Here is a 17,179-nt window from a genome sequence, read left to right as displayed (position 1 = left end):
CTTTCGCTGTAATTTACATTAATACTAGGCATTGACAAAAGGCGAAAGCGAGGGCATCCAATGTTTGAAAAGGCTGAATGGATATGGAAGCCGGGTGACCGGCGGCCAGTAAACGAACATATCTGCTTCCGTAAAACATTCCATGCGGCAGGTGCGAAGGCAGACCAAGCGACATTGTCCATATCTGCAGATACCAAGTTCCGACTATGGGTGAATGGCATAGAGCTGGGGGAAGGACCGATCCGTTCGACGGCGGACCATTGGTATTACGATACCTTCGACGTTTCGCATCTGATCAGAGCGGGAGCGAATGTAATTGCAGTGAAAGTATGGCACTATGGCCATTCCAATTATCAATATGTAGAAAATGAAGCCGGACTGATCGCTGCCCTCCAGTTAAGCGGCGCTGCTTCGGGTACGGAGATTATCGGGACTGATGAGACATGGCTGCATCGCAGACATGCTGGTTATGATGCCGATGTGGTCAAACGAAATGTGAACATCGGTTGGATGGAAATCTATGATGCGGGTGCGATGGACGAGGATTGGGTGCATCCTTCCTATGATGATAGCGGGTGGGAGCCGAGCAGCATTGTAGTTCCTTACGGAAGCTCTCCTTGGGGAACGCTGTACCCCAGAGATATTGAGCCGCTCGCGACACAGATCGTGAGGCCCAAACAAGTAATCAGTCTGAGTGAGATCGTTCCAATTCAGCAGGTGATCTCGGTCAATATGCGGGACAATCTGTATCCGCATTCAAGAGATGCTAATGCCAAGATTTTTAGCGGGTTCCTAGCAGTGAAGCTGGTTGCAGCAGCGCTAACTTCCGGTCGGTTGACGTTCGCTCATTCCAGATGGAATGGAGTTCAGGGGCGATTCAAGATCGGTCATACCTGGTATGAGCCTAACGCTGCGATTGAAATTCCTGAGGGGGAGCATCTGTTCCTGATGGAAATATGCGGCGTACATAACGATTTGTTCACCCATATGGAGTTGGACTTCACCAGCGGGTTGGAATTCGCCCATCCATTTGGGAAGGAAGGCATGTCATTCGTCACCATAGGTCCATTCGAGACAATAGAGTCTTATGCAGATGGGCACAAGCCTGTCTACGGCGGTGTTGAGAAGAGCACAGGCTTGAACCACGATCACCCGCTGCTGAAGCAAATAGGCACATGCTCTACTATTGCCGAATTCGAAAGGTATCGAGACATGTGCTCGGACGTAGAACCTCGGCATGTGCACGTTAATCAAATGATCTACTCCCTCATGCTGCGCAAACAAGTAGTCCGACGTTATCCGATTACAAACCGGACGGAACGGATGCTTCATGATCACTTGCTGCCGACAGAGCTTCCCTCTCCGGCGGAAGGGGGAGATATCGAGACGATTCTCGATTTCGGCAAAATCTTCGTCGGGACGATCGAGCTGGAAGTCGACGCTCCGCAGGGGACTGTAATCGACGTCTACGGGTTCGAGAATCGCGTCAATGGAGCCAATGCCTACACGTCCGGCTGCAACAATGCTTTCCGGTACATCTGCCGGGAAGGCAGACAAACGTTCAAAAGCGGTACCCGCATGGGATTCCGTTATCTCATCGTCACTGTACGAGAGTCAGATGTCCCTGTGAGGATTCACCGGCTACAGTTGCACCAATCTAGCTACCCTGCTACAGATAAGGCGCTGTTCCGCTGCTCTGATCCCATGCTGAACGACATTTGGGAAATTTCCCGTCATACGTCGCAGATGTGCATGGAAGATACATTCGTCGACTGTCCTACCTATGAGCAGGTGTTCTGGGTAGGAGACTGTCGTGTAAGTGCGCTCGTGAACTACCAATTATTCGGTTCCTATGAGCTCGTCAGGCATTGCCTGGAGATGGTGCCTCGATCGCGGAGCCAAAGCTCGCTGCTGCTCGCTTTGCTGCCTACCGACTGGCAGGCTGCTATTCCGATGTGGACCTTCAGCTGGATCATCGCTTGCAAGGAGTATGTGGCTTATAGCGGGGATAGTGCGTTCTTGGGGAAAATCTACCCCGAGATAAGGTTGACACTTGAAGCATACCGCGGGTTTCTAAATAAGGACGGGCTGTTCGACACCAGCTCGTGGAATATGCTCGATTGGGCACCGATCGACATTCCGTATGTCGGCGTAGTGACCGCACAGCAGGCTCAATTGGCGCAATGCCACAGCATCGCTGCGGATATGGCGGACCGTCTCGGATGGAGGGATGAAGCAGTAGAGCTGAGAGGGTACGCGGGAGAACAGAAGCGTGCGCTTCAGGAGCAATTGTGGGACGAGGAGGAACAGGTCTACCTGGACGGTATTCACCGAACAGGGGAGCGATCGACGACACGCAGCCTTCAGACCCATATTTTGCTTTATCTGGCCGATTGTCTGAACGAACAGCAGGCCGCCGTCATAGAGCCGAAGCTGATGGATCCGCCGGAGGATTGGATTCAGATCGGCACGCCATTCTTCTCTTTCTATCTGTTCGAGGTGTGGGAGCGCTTCGGCGAATTGGACCGCATGCTTGCGCAGATCCGTACGGATTGGGGACGCATGATTCGTTATGGGGCTACCACTACATGGGAAACGTTCACCGTGTTTCCAAGAAGTCATGCGCACGCTTGGTCTGCTGCCCCAGCTTTCATTCTCGGCAATCAATTGCTCGGGGTCCAAAAGCTGGAGGATGGCTTCCAAAGGGTTCGTATAAGTCCGCCGAAGACAGAGCTTCGTTGGGCGGAGGGTATCGTTCCGACACCTCATGGGCGCATAGACGTAGCCTGGTCGAAGGAAGAGGAGAAGCCAGTCATGCGTGTTACCGTACCGCGGGACATTGAAGTTGAGATCAGTTCAGAACACGAGAACACGGAATGGGAGATTCTGATCACTGTCATCGAATAACGCAGCAAAGCAGACACGCCGTGGGAGGTGCTTAGCATGACTCTAACGCAAATGCAGAAGCAGGATATAGAAGGCATGATTCAGAAAATAATGGGCAGGATGCAAAGGCTGGGGGTCGCGAGCCCGGAAGACGCATCCATGAACATCCTTGCCAGTGAACAATGGGACTGGTCGCAAGGAGTCAGATTGCGTTCGTTGTACTTGTACTACAAAGAAACACGCGATCGGGATATAATCCAATATTTGACCGATTGGTTCGATAATCAGATCCGAGAGGGACTTCCTTCGAAGAACATTAATACGATGTGTCCCTTGCTTACACTCAGCTATATCTACGAAGAAACGCATCATCCCGAATATTTGCGGATCTGCGAGGAATGGGCCAGTTATGCCGCCGATGAGATGCCGCGAACACCCGAATTCGGGATTACATACGCCATGAATGATAATCTGAGCGAGAACAATAACGAGAAAGAGAAAGAGTTGTGGGATGACACGCTCTATATGACCGTGCTGTTCATGGGCAGGATGGGGATCCTGTTGAACAATGATTACTATGTTCAAGAAAGTGTTCGTCAGTTCCTAGTCCATCTTAAGTATTTAACCGATAGGAAGACGGGGTTATTTTTCCACAGCTGGACCTTCGAGGAGCATCATCATTATGCTGAAGCACTCTGGGGTCGCGGCAACGCCTGGTATATGGCTGGGCTGGTCGATTACCTGGATATGATGAAGATCCCGATGGGTGTAGAATTATACCTGCTCTCCTCACTGGAGCGGCAGATTCAAAAGCTGACGGAGCTCCAGATGCCGAGCGGAATGTGGACAACGCTGCTTGACGATCCTACCTCCTACGAGGAAACATCGGCTACAGCAGTGTTCGCTTACAGCATCCTCAAGGCCGTGCGCAAAGGATATATCAGTGAAGTTTATAAGGAAGTCGGATTAAAGGCACTGGGAGCGGTGATGGGCAAGATTGATGCGAGCGGAGCCGTCCAAGGCGTATCCTACCTGACAAGGGTGGGATGCACCTTGCAATCCTACAAGGACATTGCCGTATGTCCGATGCCCTATGGGCAATCTATGACACTTCTGATGTTGGTCGAAGGCTTGCAGCATGTGGAGTGATTGGTATTACAACCTTCCGGTTCAATCGGAAGGTTTTTTGTTGGGATGCACGATAGATCGGAAAAACCATCTTAGAGAGCATTATGGAGGGAAAGGGTGCAGATGCAGATTATCTAGCTAAACAGCGTGAGAAGTACCTGCAAAACCTGCAGTTATTTTATCTCAAATGCAGTATTTTTGAGTTATAACTGCAAAACCTGCAACTAATTATTAGATTTGTAGCGAGATGAGCCGGATACGTTAAAATTAACGGCACGAAATGCAGTTAATTTGGTAAAGGGTCCGAATCCTTGAAAAATAACTGCAGCTTTTGCAGTTAAAGGAGAGTCGAAGAGTGGAATTACTCACAATGTATCGGCAGCCTCAAATCCACCTTAGAGAGAAGGAGTGGGAGGAAGAATGGGCTGTAGAGCGGAAAAGCAGCCTTAGAGAGCAGGATTGGGAGAAAGAATGGGCTGTAAAGCGGAAGATCCGCCTTAGAGAGTAGGACTAGGAGGAAGGTTTCGCTGACCAGATTATATTCCTCCAATGTCAAGAATTCTAATAAAAAGTCAAGGAGTTCCTATATATTCCCCTCCCTTTTTTCATTAAAATGAACCCAAATTGAAACCATGGCAAAGAGAGCATGACGCCGATGGAGGGAAATCAACATGAATGTGTTCAGATCGCTGAAAGAGTATTATGAGGGTGAGAGAAAGCTGATCGCACTGGCCACTGTCTGTCTCCTGAGCAGCACTGCGCTGGGTCTCTTGTATCCGATACTGCTGCGCTATTTGATCGACGACGTTATTTTGAAAGAGCAGTTCGGAAAAGTGTTCATGCTTGCCGTCCTCATGATTTCAGCTGTTGCCGTGAAAGTGTCTTTATTGTTTGCTTTTGGACATTACGGGGGAAGGGCAGGCAATCGCATTGCCTTGAATTTACGCAATGCTTCATACCGCAAATTGCAGGCGCTTTCTTTTTCTTATTATGACAAAGCCAAGACCGGCGATCTGATGTCCCGGCTGACAGGGGATCTGGAAGCGGTCCGTCATTTCCTGGGCTACGAGCTGTCGCACATGTTCAACTTCTGTGCCAGCATCCTGTTCGGATCAGCCGTCATGTTCACGATTTCCTGGCAGCTAGCTCTGTTTGTGCTCGTCACCATGCCGGTGCTGGCCTATTTGGCTGTGCGATTCCAGACGCGGATTCAGCCGGCGTTACGGTCAATCCGAACCTCCGTAAGTGAGCTGACTACGACCGCCCAGGAGAATATTTCGGGTGTGAGAACGGTGAAATCTTTTGGCAGGGAGCCTTATGAAGTCGAGAAATTCTCCAAACGCAGTGAGGGCTACAAGGACAGCACTATTCACACGGGGAACATCCTGTCGAATTACATCCCAATGATGGAATGGACGGTCAATCTAAGTGTGGTTATCCTTATGGGAGCTGGCGGCTATTTGGTCCTGAAAGATGCGCTCACGCTTGGTGAACTGGTAGCTTTTTTCAGCCTGGTCTGGTATATCATCGGGCCATTATGGCACACCGGACATCATATTAATGTGTATTCGCAGTTTAAGACGTCTGCCGAGAGGGTGTTGGAGGTGCTCCACCACTATGTGCAGATCAAAGATAAGGAAGATGCGCAGCCAATGCCCGCGGAAAGTGTGAAAGGCCGAGTCCAGTTCGAGGATGTTTCTTTTGCTTATGAAGGTAAGGTGCCTGCATTGGAACATCTCAATATCGATGTCAAACCGGGTACTGCAATCGGGATTCTGGGCGGTACCGGCTCGGGCAAATCAACGATTATTCAGCTATTGATGCGAGCTTATGATGTCACGGAGGGACGGGTTACGCTTGACGGCCGCGATATTCGCGACTTGCGGCTCGAGGATTTGCGTCGGGAGATGGCGTTCGTGTTTCAGGAGACGTTCCTGTTCTCATCCACCATTCGCAATAATATTGCATATGGAGTTGACGATGTCGGTATGGAACAGATCATGGAAGCCGCCAAGCTGGGGCAAGCACATGAGTTCATCATGGAGCTCCCGGAAGGGTACGACACCGTTGTCGGAGAGAGAGGGCTTGGTCTGTCGGGCGGTCAAAAGCAACGGATCGCCATTGCCAGAGCATTGATCAAACGACCGAAGCTGCTCATTCTGGACGATGCGACTAGTGCGGTTGACATGGAGACCGAATATGAGATTCAAAAGGGGCTCGCCTCAATCCAGGGCTGCACCGTTATTATTATCGCCCATCGGATTTCCTCCCTGCAGCATGCTGACGAGATTATTGTCCTGGAGGAAGGACGAATTGTCGAACGGGGCACTCATCGCGACCTGTTGAACCAGGGTGGACACTATGCACACACCTATCGGATCCAGCACGAAGCGAATGCGCCAAAAAAGCAGGAGGCCGAGGAAAGGGGGCTAGTCTATCATGAGTAAGCCGGTTAAAGGTCAAAGATTCGTATACCATGAGGATGAGGAAATGGAGAAGGCGTTCGATTGGGGACAATTGCGCCGTTTGGCAGCGTATATGAAGCCATACAGCAGACAGCTGCTGCCCATCGTCATCGTCATGATGATCCTCGGGGCGCTTACGAAGCTGGCGATTCCATTCCTCATCAGTCTGGCTATCGACCGGGCACTTCTCGGAAATAACGGAAATTTGCTTGCCATATATGTGACTACGATGCTTGTTCTATATACGATTCAATTGGCAGCGAACCGCTTCCGCACTAGGTACACCAACATAATCGGGCAGAAGGTCATCCATGACCTGCGGTTCGACCTGTTCAAGCATATCCAACAGCTGTCATTCCGCTTCTTCGATAAAAGGCCGGCTGGCTCCGTGCTTGTCAGGGTCACGAACGACATTCATGCGCTCCAGGATTTGTTCACCAATGGTGTCGTCAACCTGATGATCGACTGTGTACAGCTCGTTGGAATTATTGTTATTTTGCTGCTGTTGAACTTCAAGCTTGCCATTGCCATCATCCTTACGGTTCCGCTGATGTTCTTCGTCTCCCATACGCTTCGGAGCAGGATTCGCCGTGCTTGGCAGGAGGTTCGCTCCCGCCAGTCCAGAATTAATTCCCACCTGAATGAGAGTATTCAAGGCATCCGGGTTACGCAGGCATTCGCTCAAGAAAACAACAATATCGATTACTTCGGCGATATGAACGAGGTTAATCGCAAATCTTGGGACAAAGCGATGACACTGAACGTGAGCTTTGGTCCGTTAATTGAAATGACAGCAGCGGTGGGTACATTCATCTTGTTCTGGTATGGCTCACGATTGGTGGAGACAGAAGCCATTACCATTGGGCTGTTGGTGGCTTTCGCCAACTACATCGGCAATTTCTGGGAGCCGATCAATCGTCTCGGGGCCATGTATTCGCAGGTACTGGTTGCGATGGCGTCATCAGAACGAATCTTCGAATTTATGGATGAGCAGCCGATTGTGCAGGAGAAGCGTAACGCCCATGCTCTTCCACCCGTTAAAGGCCATATTCAACTCGACCAGATTGTATTCGAATACGAAGCCGGCCGTCCTGCCTTGAAGGGCATCAGTCTCGATGTCGAGGAAGGGCAGTCCATCGCGTTGGTAGGCCACACAGGATCGGGGAAAAGTACGATTGTCAACTTGCTGTGTCGGTTCTACGACCCGATACAAGGCAGGGTGCTGATTGATGGACACGATCTGCGGGATGTCAAGCTGGACAGTCTGCGGTCACAGATCGGGATTGTCATGCAGGATACCTTCATCTTCTCCGGCACGATTATGGATAACATCCGCTTCGGACGTCTGGAGGCGACAGATGAAGAAGTAATGGCCGCAGCAAAAGCGGTGTATGCGCACGATTTCATCAGCAAGCTGCCGAACGGTTACCGCACTGAGGTGGAGGAGCGCGGCTCGATGCTGTCGATGGGACAGCGCCAGCTGCTCTCGTTCGCAAGGGCGCTGCTTGCGAATCCGCGGATTCTTATTCTCGATGAGGCAACCGCCAGTATCGATACCGAAACGGAAGTCAAGATTCAGGAGGCGCTGAAGACGCTTCTCGCAGGCCGCAATTCCTTCATCATCGCACATCGTCTTAGCACGATTCGCAGCGCAGACCAGATCGTCGTACTCGATCATGGACAGGTCAAGGAGCAGGGCACCCATGAAGAGCTGCTGGAGAACCGGGGAATCTATCACGGATTGATCGAAGCGCAGTATCGCTTCCTGGCCTCGTAATCAAACAATGAACAGGAGGAGATCCGTATATGCAAGGATTAATGCTCAATGAAGATTGCAATCATTATTACGTGAATCGTCGGGATTCGAATCCAGGGATTCAAGAGGTTGATGCTTGGGCGGACCAATACGCTGGAACACAGGTGACAGAGCTGGTCATGAACGTCAATGCAATGAGGACCTCCTATGGAAGTAAGGTGTGGGAACCATTTTGGCATGGATATGACCCGGAGGGCGGCGACAATCAACCTTTCCTGAAAGAGGTCGCCCCTTCAGCGAGAGAAAGGACTCGTAAGTGGATTCATACTGCTTGGAGTTTGCATAATGATGGGATCGACCTTTTCGCTCGATGGATCGAACGCAATCGCGTAAATGGAATCTCATCCCGGTTATCTATGAGAATGAATGATATACACAGCGTCGATGAGGAGCAGCATCCGCTTCATAGCAGCTTTTGGCGCGATCGTCCCGACTTGAGAAGGGTCCCCTACAGATTCACTGACTGGACGGATCGAGCGTTAGATTACGGAAATGAGGAGGTTCGGGATCGCGCATTCTCGCTTATTCAGGAAATGTTGGAGCGGTATGATGCGGATGGCTTAGAACTCGATTGGATGCGATTCACTCATCATTTCAAGCCCGGCTTCGAACAGGAAGGGGCTATCATCTTAACGGAATTCATGACAAAGGTACGTACTCTCTGTGACGAGTGGGAACAGAAGCGGGGACATCAGATCAGCTTGTCGGCTCGTGTGCCGTCCAGACCGCACACGTCCTTGGGGCTAGGGATGGACGCGGTCGAATGGGCACGCCGCGGCCTGATCGACTTACTTGTTGTAACCCCGTTCTGGGCGACCATCGAAACGGATATGCCGATCGAGCAATGGAAACGTCTGCTTGATAATACGGGCGTCCGGCTAGCGGCAGGATTGGAAGTGCTTATTCGCGCATATCCAGCTTCGAAGCTCCGCCAGACGAATTCGCTGGAGACGGTGCGAGGAGCCGCGGCATCACTTCTGTCGCGCGGTGCTGATTCGATTTACCTGTTCAACTATATGGATTCGGATACGACAATAGAAGACTTGTCCGATTATCCCCAACTGGTGAGGGAAGTGGGAAGTCTCGAGACTTTGGCTGGGAAGCCAAGACGGCATGTAGTTACTTATGCGGATACGTGGGCTCCAGGTGAACCAACCGCCATTGCGCTTCCAATCGTATGCGCGAACGACTCACATGCTTCACTCCGCATTCATATTGGGTCGAAGCCCGAAACGGGCGAAGCGGAGATCCTGATAGGCGTTCAAGAAGGCGAAATGCTTGAGAAAGACAGCTGTGTAATACGCTTAAACGGAGCAGAGTGCGCTTTCGCCGGAACGTATAGCCTTAGGAAGCCTCGGCCGGAAGGGCTAGTATATAGCTTCCGAATTCCGCAAGGCGCAGTCCATGCCGGATATAACGTTATCGACCTGGCGGCGAAGGGCGATTTCACGGTGATCTGGGCAGAAATCGTTATCCGTTAACGTACATGATAATTCTTATTCCTACGATGCAGATGTACAAACATTTCGTGTGGCAAAGGCGGAGAGACGATGAGTAAATCGAAGTACCTGGCTTACATCAAGGTAGCCTTGATTCACGGCCGTGAAACCTATAGCGAGTCCATTAACAATTGGAAGCAAGCTTATAAACCGGACCAGTTTCTCGGCATGTATACCGCGCCTGGAATTATTCCCGTCCAAGTACAGCTGGAAGGCTTCATGTATCATGTCACCGGTGATCTTGATTACGCGTATAGGGCCAAAGAAGTGCTGTTGGAAGCGGATACCTACTTGTCAATCGTTCCTGCAGAAAACTTGCAGAGACATCCCGAATATGCCAAGGGAGTGCCGGTAGTGGAGGCGATGTTCCAGGCTCCACATTTTCTATACGGGTACCTGTTCATCAAGGACAGCGGTGTTGTGAATCCGGAGGAGAAGCTGCGTATTGAGCAATCCATCCGCAGCTGCATAGATAGTTTGTTCCATTACCCGGAATGGGGCGCTCATAACCGATCCATGCTGCGTGTCTGGACTCTTTCACTTGCAATAGAAGCGTTAGGCGAAACAGAGGAAACAAGCCAATGGAACAAGATGAGGACGTATTTGGCGGAGGAATCTTTCGGCAAATGGTCAATCGAGGATGCACAGCTCTATCTCCCCCTTTGGCTGGGCTCCTGTCAGGAATATGCCCGATATGCGGGTCGCGAGGAAGAATACTTCAAGCTGCCGCAAACCAAATATTACTACGATTACTTCGTTCGAATTTTGACCCCTGGAGGGCTGATTCCCGATTATGGGGATTCTCATTTCGGTTCTTATTGGTATTTGTGGCTGGCTTGCCTGGAAAAGGGCGCCGCTGCTTATCAAGATGGGCATATGAAATATGCGGCCGACCAAGTATTCGAGTTCGGAATGGCTTTCGCCGGCGACCAGGTCTCGATCGGTCTAGCCGCCTATATGACCTATGCTTATCTATGGGCGGACGATGATGTGGCAGCGGTGAAGCCAGATTGGGGGAGCGAAGAGCTGCTTGAGGATGTGATTGGCAAAAAGATCGTGTTCCGCGATGGCTGGAACGAGGAAGACACCTACCTGCTGCTAAATTATCGCGATGAGGGCAATTATGCATACTCGGCTCGCAACTATTTGCGAAATACGATTTCCGTAAAAGCGGAAAAAGCGCATCACGGGCATAGCGACGAGAATTCAGTAAGCATGCTGATCAAAGACGGCAATGTATTGTTGTACGAAGGCGGCTACAGGGAGCAGACGCCAAACGGCAAATACCGCAACGATATATATCATAACCGACTCGTCTTCCGTGAGGGTGAGCTTCCTGACGGAAGCGTTTACGATTTCCTGCATGATCATGGTCATTATAAAAAGGCGGTTACCGAGAAGCTCCATATGCAGAAGTTCGAACCGCTCGAGTATAGCCGCACGCGACTGTACGATGTGGCTCGGAAGATTACTTGGGATCGGAATATGACGTATATAAAAGAAGATGGCGTCTTCATTGTCGTTGACTGGACAAGAGCTGAAGCGGCACAGACCGCTACGACAGCCAATCTGTGGCACACCGGAATGGTGCTAGAGCAGGGTGACGGCTTCTTCGATACTTGCGTACCGCATATTTACCGGGGGCCGGGTGACAAGAGCCCTTACATCAACCGTAACGAATGGGCACTAGCCATTGAGTTTCCTGGCAGCCGCCACACTATAGGTCAGGAGGCGATCAAGCGCTGTTACGGGGACGCCGTGATGCTATACGAGGTGGAATCGGGAACAGTCGAGCAGGGCAGCATGCGCGCTTATGTCACGGTGCTGACCCCTCATCGCCGGAGCGAACTTGCAGACCAGGTAACTGGACGCGTCTCCATCGCCTATCAGTCTGAGACAGACGATGCACTATCACTGGTTTACCGCGGGAGCACAACGAACTTCCATCTGTCGTATAAGCTGGATCTTGAGAAAGGGCTGCTTGATGAAGCTCTATACCCGCGGTATACGTGGGAGGATGGAAAAGTGAACTATGGACGAGTAGTAACCGATGCAGATTTTGCTTATGTGCTTGAAGGAGCAAGCGAGGTCCGATATGGCTTCATGAACGGCAGCCGGATCGAGTTGGATGGTAAGGAGTTGTTCGCAACACCGAAGCTGTCCTCCTATCAGTTCGAATCGCGAAGCTGGGCGATCGTTGACCACAAGTGGCGGGCATGGGATGGTTCCTGCTCTGCAGCAAGTAACTAAAGGCAAGGGGATGGGATATATGAATATGGATAAGGATGCCAAATGGAGCAAAGAAGATATTTGCGCCCATCTGGGCGACGAGTACGACCGTTATCTGGGGGCGATTGTCCCTCCGATTTTTCAGAACACCCTGTTTACAAGGAAAACGGTAAATCACGGCTACAACTACACACGTGTCTCCAATCCGACGACTGAGATAGCGGAGAAGAAGATTGCGGCTCTAGAAGAAGGGGAGGAAGCCCGATGCTTTTCCTCGGGAATGGCGGCCATTAGTGCTGCTCTAACCCATTACCTGGAAAAAGACAGCCATGTTATTTGTCCAAGAGCGGTATATTTGCCCGTGAAGGTGTTTCTAGAGACTTACATGAAGAAGTTTGGTTGTGAGGTTACTTTTGTTTCAGGGGAAAGCTTGGAGGAATTCGAGCAGGCGATCCGTCCCAATACGAAGATTATATATTTGGAGAGCCCGCTCTCCAATATATTCACTCTCCAGGACCTGGAAGCCATCTCTGCCTTGGCGAAATATCATGGGATTGCAACGATCATTGACAACACATGGGCGACGCCGCTGTACCAGAATCCATTGAAATATGGAATCGACCTTGTGGTTCACTCGGCCTCCAAATATATGGGCGGACACAGTGATATTCTGGGCGGCGTTATCGTAGGAAGCAAGGATGTATTGGACTCTATCATGAACAATGAGAGAAGCTTGTTCGGGGCTGTCATGGATCCGCATCAGTCTTGGCTGCTGATCCGCAGTCTGCGCACATTGCCGGTCAGGTTGAAGCAGCATCAGGAGAACGGAATGAAGGTGGCAGCCTTTCTGGAGGCACATCCTAGAGTGTCTGCTGTTTATTATCCAGGGCTGCGGAGTCACCCGCAATATGAGCTAGGCCGCAAGCAAATGTCCGGCTATTGCGGACTGCTGAGCTTCGTCCCGAAAGGCGATAAACAGCAGATTATGAAGATGATGAAAAGCCTGCAGTACTTCGAAGAAGGCCCAAGCTGGGGCGGCTTCGAGAGTCTGATTAACTCTCCTGGTTTATGGGTGAACGAAGAAACGTCCATCCAGTCGGGCATTCCAATAGGGCTTATACGTATTTCGGTTGGACTAGAGAGCGCCGATTCCATTATGGGTGATCTGGACCGCGCCTTGAATGAGATGTAGGAGAATCTTCCATTTTTAATGTTATTAATAAACAGGGAAGCGGGGACGCATGCTCTTGATCATAGGACATGAAATTCACAAATATCGTGCCGAGATCGCAAGCGGCATCTCGGAGCTGGTACAAATACGCAGCGTTATGGACACCCCTGAGCCGGGTAAGCCGTTCGGCATCGGGGTCGACCGGGCCCTGCAATACATGCTCAGGTTGGCCGAATCGTTCGGCTTCGAAGTGAAGAACGTGGACGGTTACGCAGGTCATGTTGAATACGGTCAAGGCAATGAACTGGCAGCAGTGCTTGTCCACTTGGATACGGTTCACGAAGGCGATGGATGGACCTACCCGCCATTCAGCGGTCTCATCGACAAGGGGAGGATCATCGGAAGAGGGGCTTCTGATAACAAGGGACCTGCTGTGGTCGCGTTGTATGCGCTCAAAACACTGAAGGACCTGGACATAATCGGCAATCGCCGTCTCCGGTTGATCTTCGGGACGAATGAGGAAAGCGGAATGAAAGACCTCGACTTCTATTTCGAGAAAGAGCCGCTTCCTGATATGGCATTCGCACCCGATGCCGGCTATCCGATTTTCAATGTAGAGATGGGCAATATGAACGTTGTGTTCTCGACTGAGCAAGAGGAGTCTTCCGTAAGGCCGCTGCTCCCAATCTTGTCTTTACAAGGCGGCAATATGCTTACCTTGATTCCGAATCGTTGCACGGCGGAGCTGTCGCTTGTCCATCTGGACAAAGATCAGGAGCAACGACTCCGCCAAGCCGTTCATTCTTATGCGAACCTGTCTGCCGCTTACCCTTCAGCTGAGGTGTTGGAGCTTACAGCAGGCAACGAGCTCGTGGAAGGAAGCCCAACAGGCTCGCGCAATGCCATTGCGAATATGGTTGCCTTCTTGCTTGCACTGGAACTGGATACAGGAAGGGATCGCTTGCTGCGATTCCTGCACGAGAAGATCGGCATGGAGACAGACGGGCGGTCGCTCGGCATCGCCTGCAGCGACGGCGTATCAGGAAGCCTGGTTGTGTTTCTGCGTACAGTTTCCATTGACATCCATGGGGCACAAGCACTGTGTAATATCCGTTACCCTATTAGCTATAACGGCGCACATCTATTGTCTGAGCTCGAGCGCCTAGCACAATCACGTGGCATCGATGTTGAACAGACGCGTCATCTTACTCCTGTTTACGTGCCGGAGAGCCATCCGGTCATTGTGCGTTTAAGCCGCGCTTATGAGAAAATCACCGGTGAAAAAGCCGCGATGCTGCGCATGGGCGCGGGTACATATGCCCGCAAGCTGCGTAATAACGGCGTCGCTTTTGGCGCTGGGTTGCCTGGCGGCGTAGACACTCGCGTACATCAGGCCGATGAGTTCATTTACATGGACGATATGATGCGCCATGCCGAGATTTGTCTGCAAGGGATGTATGAACTACTCATCGATTAGGAGGAAGCAATATGCTGAACTCGAACGAACCGAAGCCGCTTAATAAGAAGGAGCTGCGAAGAATCCCGCAAGCCGTCAGTCTACGTCGGCCGATGGCATTCGAACGTCAGTTAATCCGTGTGATGGGAGCATGGATCTCGAGGCTCCGCCATGCAGAAGCGAAATATATGGCAGCCCGCCATTTGTGGGAATGGACGACCCATGTGGATAAACTGCGCCGTCGGCTGGCCGAAATGCCGGGAGGCAAGCCGGACGCCGCACTCGAAGACAATTTGAGCGCCCTTCTTGAGGAGGCGATGTTCGCGGGGGATGAGGCCCCGTTTGTGGAAGTGCTCTATACAGTCCTCCTTCCTGCGCTTAAAGACGCTTATCTGACTTACAAGCAGCAGACCAATGAGCTGTCTGATCGACCTACTGTACACATCCTGGAAGAAGTGATTGGTACATTATCGGATCAGATCCAGACAGGCACCGAATTCCTTCACCGAATATATGGGGAAACACCCCGCCCTTTACATGAATGGACCACACACATTGCTGAGCTGCTGATGGCAGCTGGCGGTCTTTATAGTGAAACGGTGACATCTGAAGCGGTGGACAAACTAAGGAGATTTGCCGGTCACAGCTATGAACCGCCGGAAGTCATGCACCGCACCACCGACTCCCACTATTCGTACGAGCATCCGATCGAAGGTTATTTGTGGTCCCACAATCTCAAAGGCGATCCAAGCGTGGAACGGGCAGCCCTTGCTGTCTGGCTTTACAATGAAATGGATGCGGCCGAATATATATCACCGATTTTGTACGAGATCAAAGGAATGCCATGGGAATTCTACTACGACGTTGCCCGCCATACATGGGATGAAGCGCGCCATTCCGAATTTGGCTTCAAGCTGATGCAGGCGCTGGGCTTCAAACCCGAGGAGTTCGAGGTATGGGTCGCCACATATATGAGCTCTATGAAGCTTAAGCCTTATGAGCGTTATGCAGCGGTAACCTGTTGGTATGAACCGGGCAGCTTTCAGGTAAAGCCAGATTATCTTGAGCGGTTGGCCCAAGAAGTGGGCGGGGATGATCTCGCTGTTGAGCTGCTGCGGTTCGATCTGGCGGACGAGACCTTACATGTCAGCTTTGGGCATAAATGGGTGGAGAAGCTGATGCGCCATCATGGCGATGAGCGGTCTCTCGATGAATTTGTTAATTATGTTAAACAGAAGGGCAGCAAACTGCGCGAAGAACAAGCGAGGACATTCGTCCGCACGATGCCTATTGAGGAACGTCATACTTTGGAAACCATAAGAGAGCATATGGAACACTGGATGGAAGAAAAGGGCACAAAGACTATTAAATCCCGTTAAGGAATACTAATCCAGCCGCGAATAAGTAAAAAAAACTAATAAAAAGTAAAAATCGTTACATTTAAAACGCTTACACCAATTAGTATACTTGCAATACGCTAGATGGCAATGGCCTAATTGGTATAGAGAAAACGCTTTCACTTGGTGGGTAGAAACTGCAGTAGAGGAGAGAGGGTATGGAAGCACAAACACAAAAACTTCCGGCAATAGCAAAAACGAGTAAAAAAACAAGAAGTGCTTTCTCGAAAGAGCTGTTCAAAAATTACGATTTGTACTTATTGCTCGTCCCAGGCGTTATTTTCTTTTTTGTATTTTGTTATATTCCGATGTTTGGTCTAGTCGTCGCTTTTAAGGATTACAACATTTTCAAAGGCGTGTTCGCTTCAGATTGGGTCGGGCTTGAGCACTTCAGAACGATGTTGGAGATCCCGGATTTCTACAGAATTGTTCGCAACACACTTCTGCTTAACGTTCTTGGTCTGATTGTAGGGTTTCCGGCTCCCATTATTCTAGCGCTTTTGCTGAATGAGGTCAGAGCCAAATATTTCAAGCGGATAACACAGTCGCTGCTGTATTTGCCTCATTTTATGTCATGGGTCATTATGGGCGGGATCATTCTGAATCTGCTTTCCCCTAAGTATGGGATCGTTAACGCAACGTTGAGATTCATGGGCATGGAAGAAATCTATTTCATGATCGAAGAGGTCTGGTGGGTCATTACCTATACCTTGTCCAGTGTTTGGGCTGGCGCGGGATGGGGTACCATTATTTACTTGGCTGCCATGACAACGATTGATCCCTCTTTGTACGAAGCCGCTAATATCGATGGTGCTGGCCGATGGAAGAGGATGATCCATATCACGCTGCCGGGAATTATGCCTACCGTTGTAGTTTTGCTCATTCTGAATGTAGGTCATATGGTGTCAATTGGGGTTGAGCATCCTTTCGCTTTGCAGAATCCTGTTGTAATGAATATCGCTGACGTTATCAGTACTTATGTCTACTCCGCTGGGATTAAGCAAGGAATGTTCGGCTTAACAACGGCAATCGGGATGTCGCAAGCGGTAATCAACCTGATTCTTGTGCTTGGAGCGAACTATTTTGCCAAGCGACTCGGCAACGAAGGACTTTGGTAATTTTGAATGAAAAG

At 50.6% G+C, this 17,179-nt stretch carries 11 protein-coding genes; all 11 read left to right on the top strand.

Going from position 1 to position 17,179, the window contains the following annotated elements; translation table 11 throughout:
* Positions 1 to 60 precede the first annotated feature (60 nt).
* The 11 genes from AC58QD_RS08735 (at position 61) to AC58QD_RS08685 (ending at position 17,165) form a co-directional block, all read left to right on the top strand.
* On the top strand, positions 61 to 2,907 hold the full coding sequence (locus AC58QD_RS08735) for a family 78 glycoside hydrolase catalytic domain (protein WP_497332108.1): 2,847 nt from the start codon (positions 61 to 63) through the stop codon (positions 2,905 to 2,907).
* Between the two features lie 36 nt (positions 2,908 to 2,943).
* Complete coding sequence (locus AC58QD_RS08730) at positions 2,944 to 4,035, top strand: glycoside hydrolase family 88/105 protein (RefSeq protein WP_497332106.1); 1,092 nt, start codon at positions 2,944 to 2,946, stop codon at positions 4,033 to 4,035.
* Positions 4,036 to 4,369: 334 nt separating this feature from the next.
* Positions 4,370 to 4,522, top strand: a complete 153-nt coding sequence (locus AC58QD_RS08725) for a hypothetical protein (protein WP_497332104.1) — start codon at positions 4,370 to 4,372, stop codon at positions 4,520 to 4,522.
* A gap of 163 nt (positions 4,523 to 4,685) precedes the next feature.
* On the top strand, positions 4,686 to 6,461 hold the full coding sequence (locus AC58QD_RS08720) for an ABC transporter ATP-binding protein (protein ID WP_497332102.1): 1,776 nt from the start codon (positions 4,686 to 4,688) through the stop codon (positions 6,459 to 6,461).
* On the top strand, positions 6,454 to 8,256 hold the full coding sequence (locus tag AC58QD_RS08715; RefSeq protein ID WP_497332100.1) for an ABC transporter ATP-binding protein: 1,803 nt from the start codon (positions 6,454 to 6,456) through the stop codon (positions 8,254 to 8,256). The genes AC58QD_RS08720 and AC58QD_RS08715 overlap by 8 nt, the downstream gene beginning before the upstream one ends.
* A 29-nt stretch (positions 8,257 to 8,285) precedes the next feature.
* The gene (locus AC58QD_RS08710; RefSeq protein ID WP_497332098.1) at positions 8,286 to 9,776 is read left to right on the top strand and encodes a hypothetical protein; all 1,491 of its coding nucleotides are present in this window, start codon (positions 8,286 to 8,288) and stop codon (positions 9,774 to 9,776) included.
* Positions 9,777 to 9,845: 69 nt separating this feature from the next.
* Positions 9,846 to 12,044 carry a hypothetical protein gene (locus AC58QD_RS08705; protein ID WP_497332096.1) on the top strand — a complete coding sequence of 733 codons (2,199 nt, stop codon included), beginning with the start codon at positions 9,846 to 9,848 and terminating at the stop codon, positions 12,042 to 12,044.
* Entirely contained in the window at positions 11,992 to 13,215 is a 1,224-nt protein-coding gene (locus tag AC58QD_RS08700; protein ID WP_497332094.1) for a trans-sulfuration enzyme family protein, read from the top strand. Before AC58QD_RS08705 ends, AC58QD_RS08700 begins: the two co-directional genes overlap by 53 nt.
* Positions 13,216 to 13,264: 49 nt before the next feature.
* Positions 13,265 to 14,671, top strand: coding sequence for a Sapep family Mn(2+)-dependent dipeptidase (locus AC58QD_RS08695; protein WP_497332092.1), 1,407 nt, complete (start codon positions 13,265 to 13,267; stop codon positions 14,669 to 14,671).
* A gap of 11 nt (positions 14,672 to 14,682) precedes the next feature.
* Positions 14,683 to 16,029, top strand: coding sequence for a DUF455 family protein (locus AC58QD_RS08690; RefSeq protein WP_497332090.1), 1,347 nt, complete (start codon positions 14,683 to 14,685; stop codon positions 16,027 to 16,029).
* Between the two features lie 176 nt (positions 16,030 to 16,205).
* Positions 16,206 to 17,165 carry an ABC transporter permease gene (locus tag AC58QD_RS08685; protein WP_497332088.1) on the top strand — a complete coding sequence of 320 codons (960 nt, stop codon included), beginning with the start codon at positions 16,206 to 16,208 and terminating at the stop codon, positions 17,163 to 17,165.
* The last annotated feature ends 14 nt before the right edge of the window (positions 17,166 to 17,179 follow it).

This window comes from Paenibacillus sp. J2R1T-4 (assembly GCF_059692235.1).
The sequence above is the reverse complement of the archived record's forward strand: the minus strand, read 5'-3'. Positions and strand labels throughout refer to the sequence as shown.

Excerpts from the sequence above, each read along its gene's own strand:
- AC58QD_RS08735 (WP_497332108.1), top strand. The coding sequence starts at position 61 with ATGTTTGAAAAGGCTGAATGGATATGGAAGCCGGGTGACCGGCGGCCA.
- AC58QD_RS08730 (WP_497332106.1), top strand. The coding sequence starts at position 2,944 with ATGACTCTAACGCAAATGCAGAAGCAGGATATAGAAGGCATGATTCAG.
- AC58QD_RS08720 (WP_497332102.1), top strand. The coding sequence starts at position 4,686 with ATGAATGTGTTCAGATCGCTGAAAGAGTATTATGAGGGTGAGAGAAAG.
- AC58QD_RS08715 (WP_497332100.1), top strand. The coding sequence starts at position 6,454 with ATGAGTAAGCCGGTTAAAGGTCAAAGATTCGTATACCATGAGGATGAG.
- AC58QD_RS08710 (WP_497332098.1), top strand. The coding sequence starts at position 8,286 with ATGCAAGGATTAATGCTCAATGAAGATTGCAATCATTATTACGTGAAT.
- AC58QD_RS08705 (WP_497332096.1), top strand. The coding sequence starts at position 9,846 with ATGAGTAAATCGAAGTACCTGGCTTACATCAAGGTAGCCTTGATTCAC.
- AC58QD_RS08695 (WP_497332092.1), top strand. The coding sequence starts at position 13,265 with ATGCTCTTGATCATAGGACATGAAATTCACAAATATCGTGCCGAGATC.
- AC58QD_RS08690 (WP_497332090.1), top strand. The coding sequence starts at position 14,683 with ATGCTGAACTCGAACGAACCGAAGCCGCTTAATAAGAAGGAGCTGCGA.
- AC58QD_RS08685 (WP_497332088.1), top strand. The coding sequence starts at position 16,206 with ATGGAAGCACAAACACAAAAACTTCCGGCAATAGCAAAAACGAGTAAA.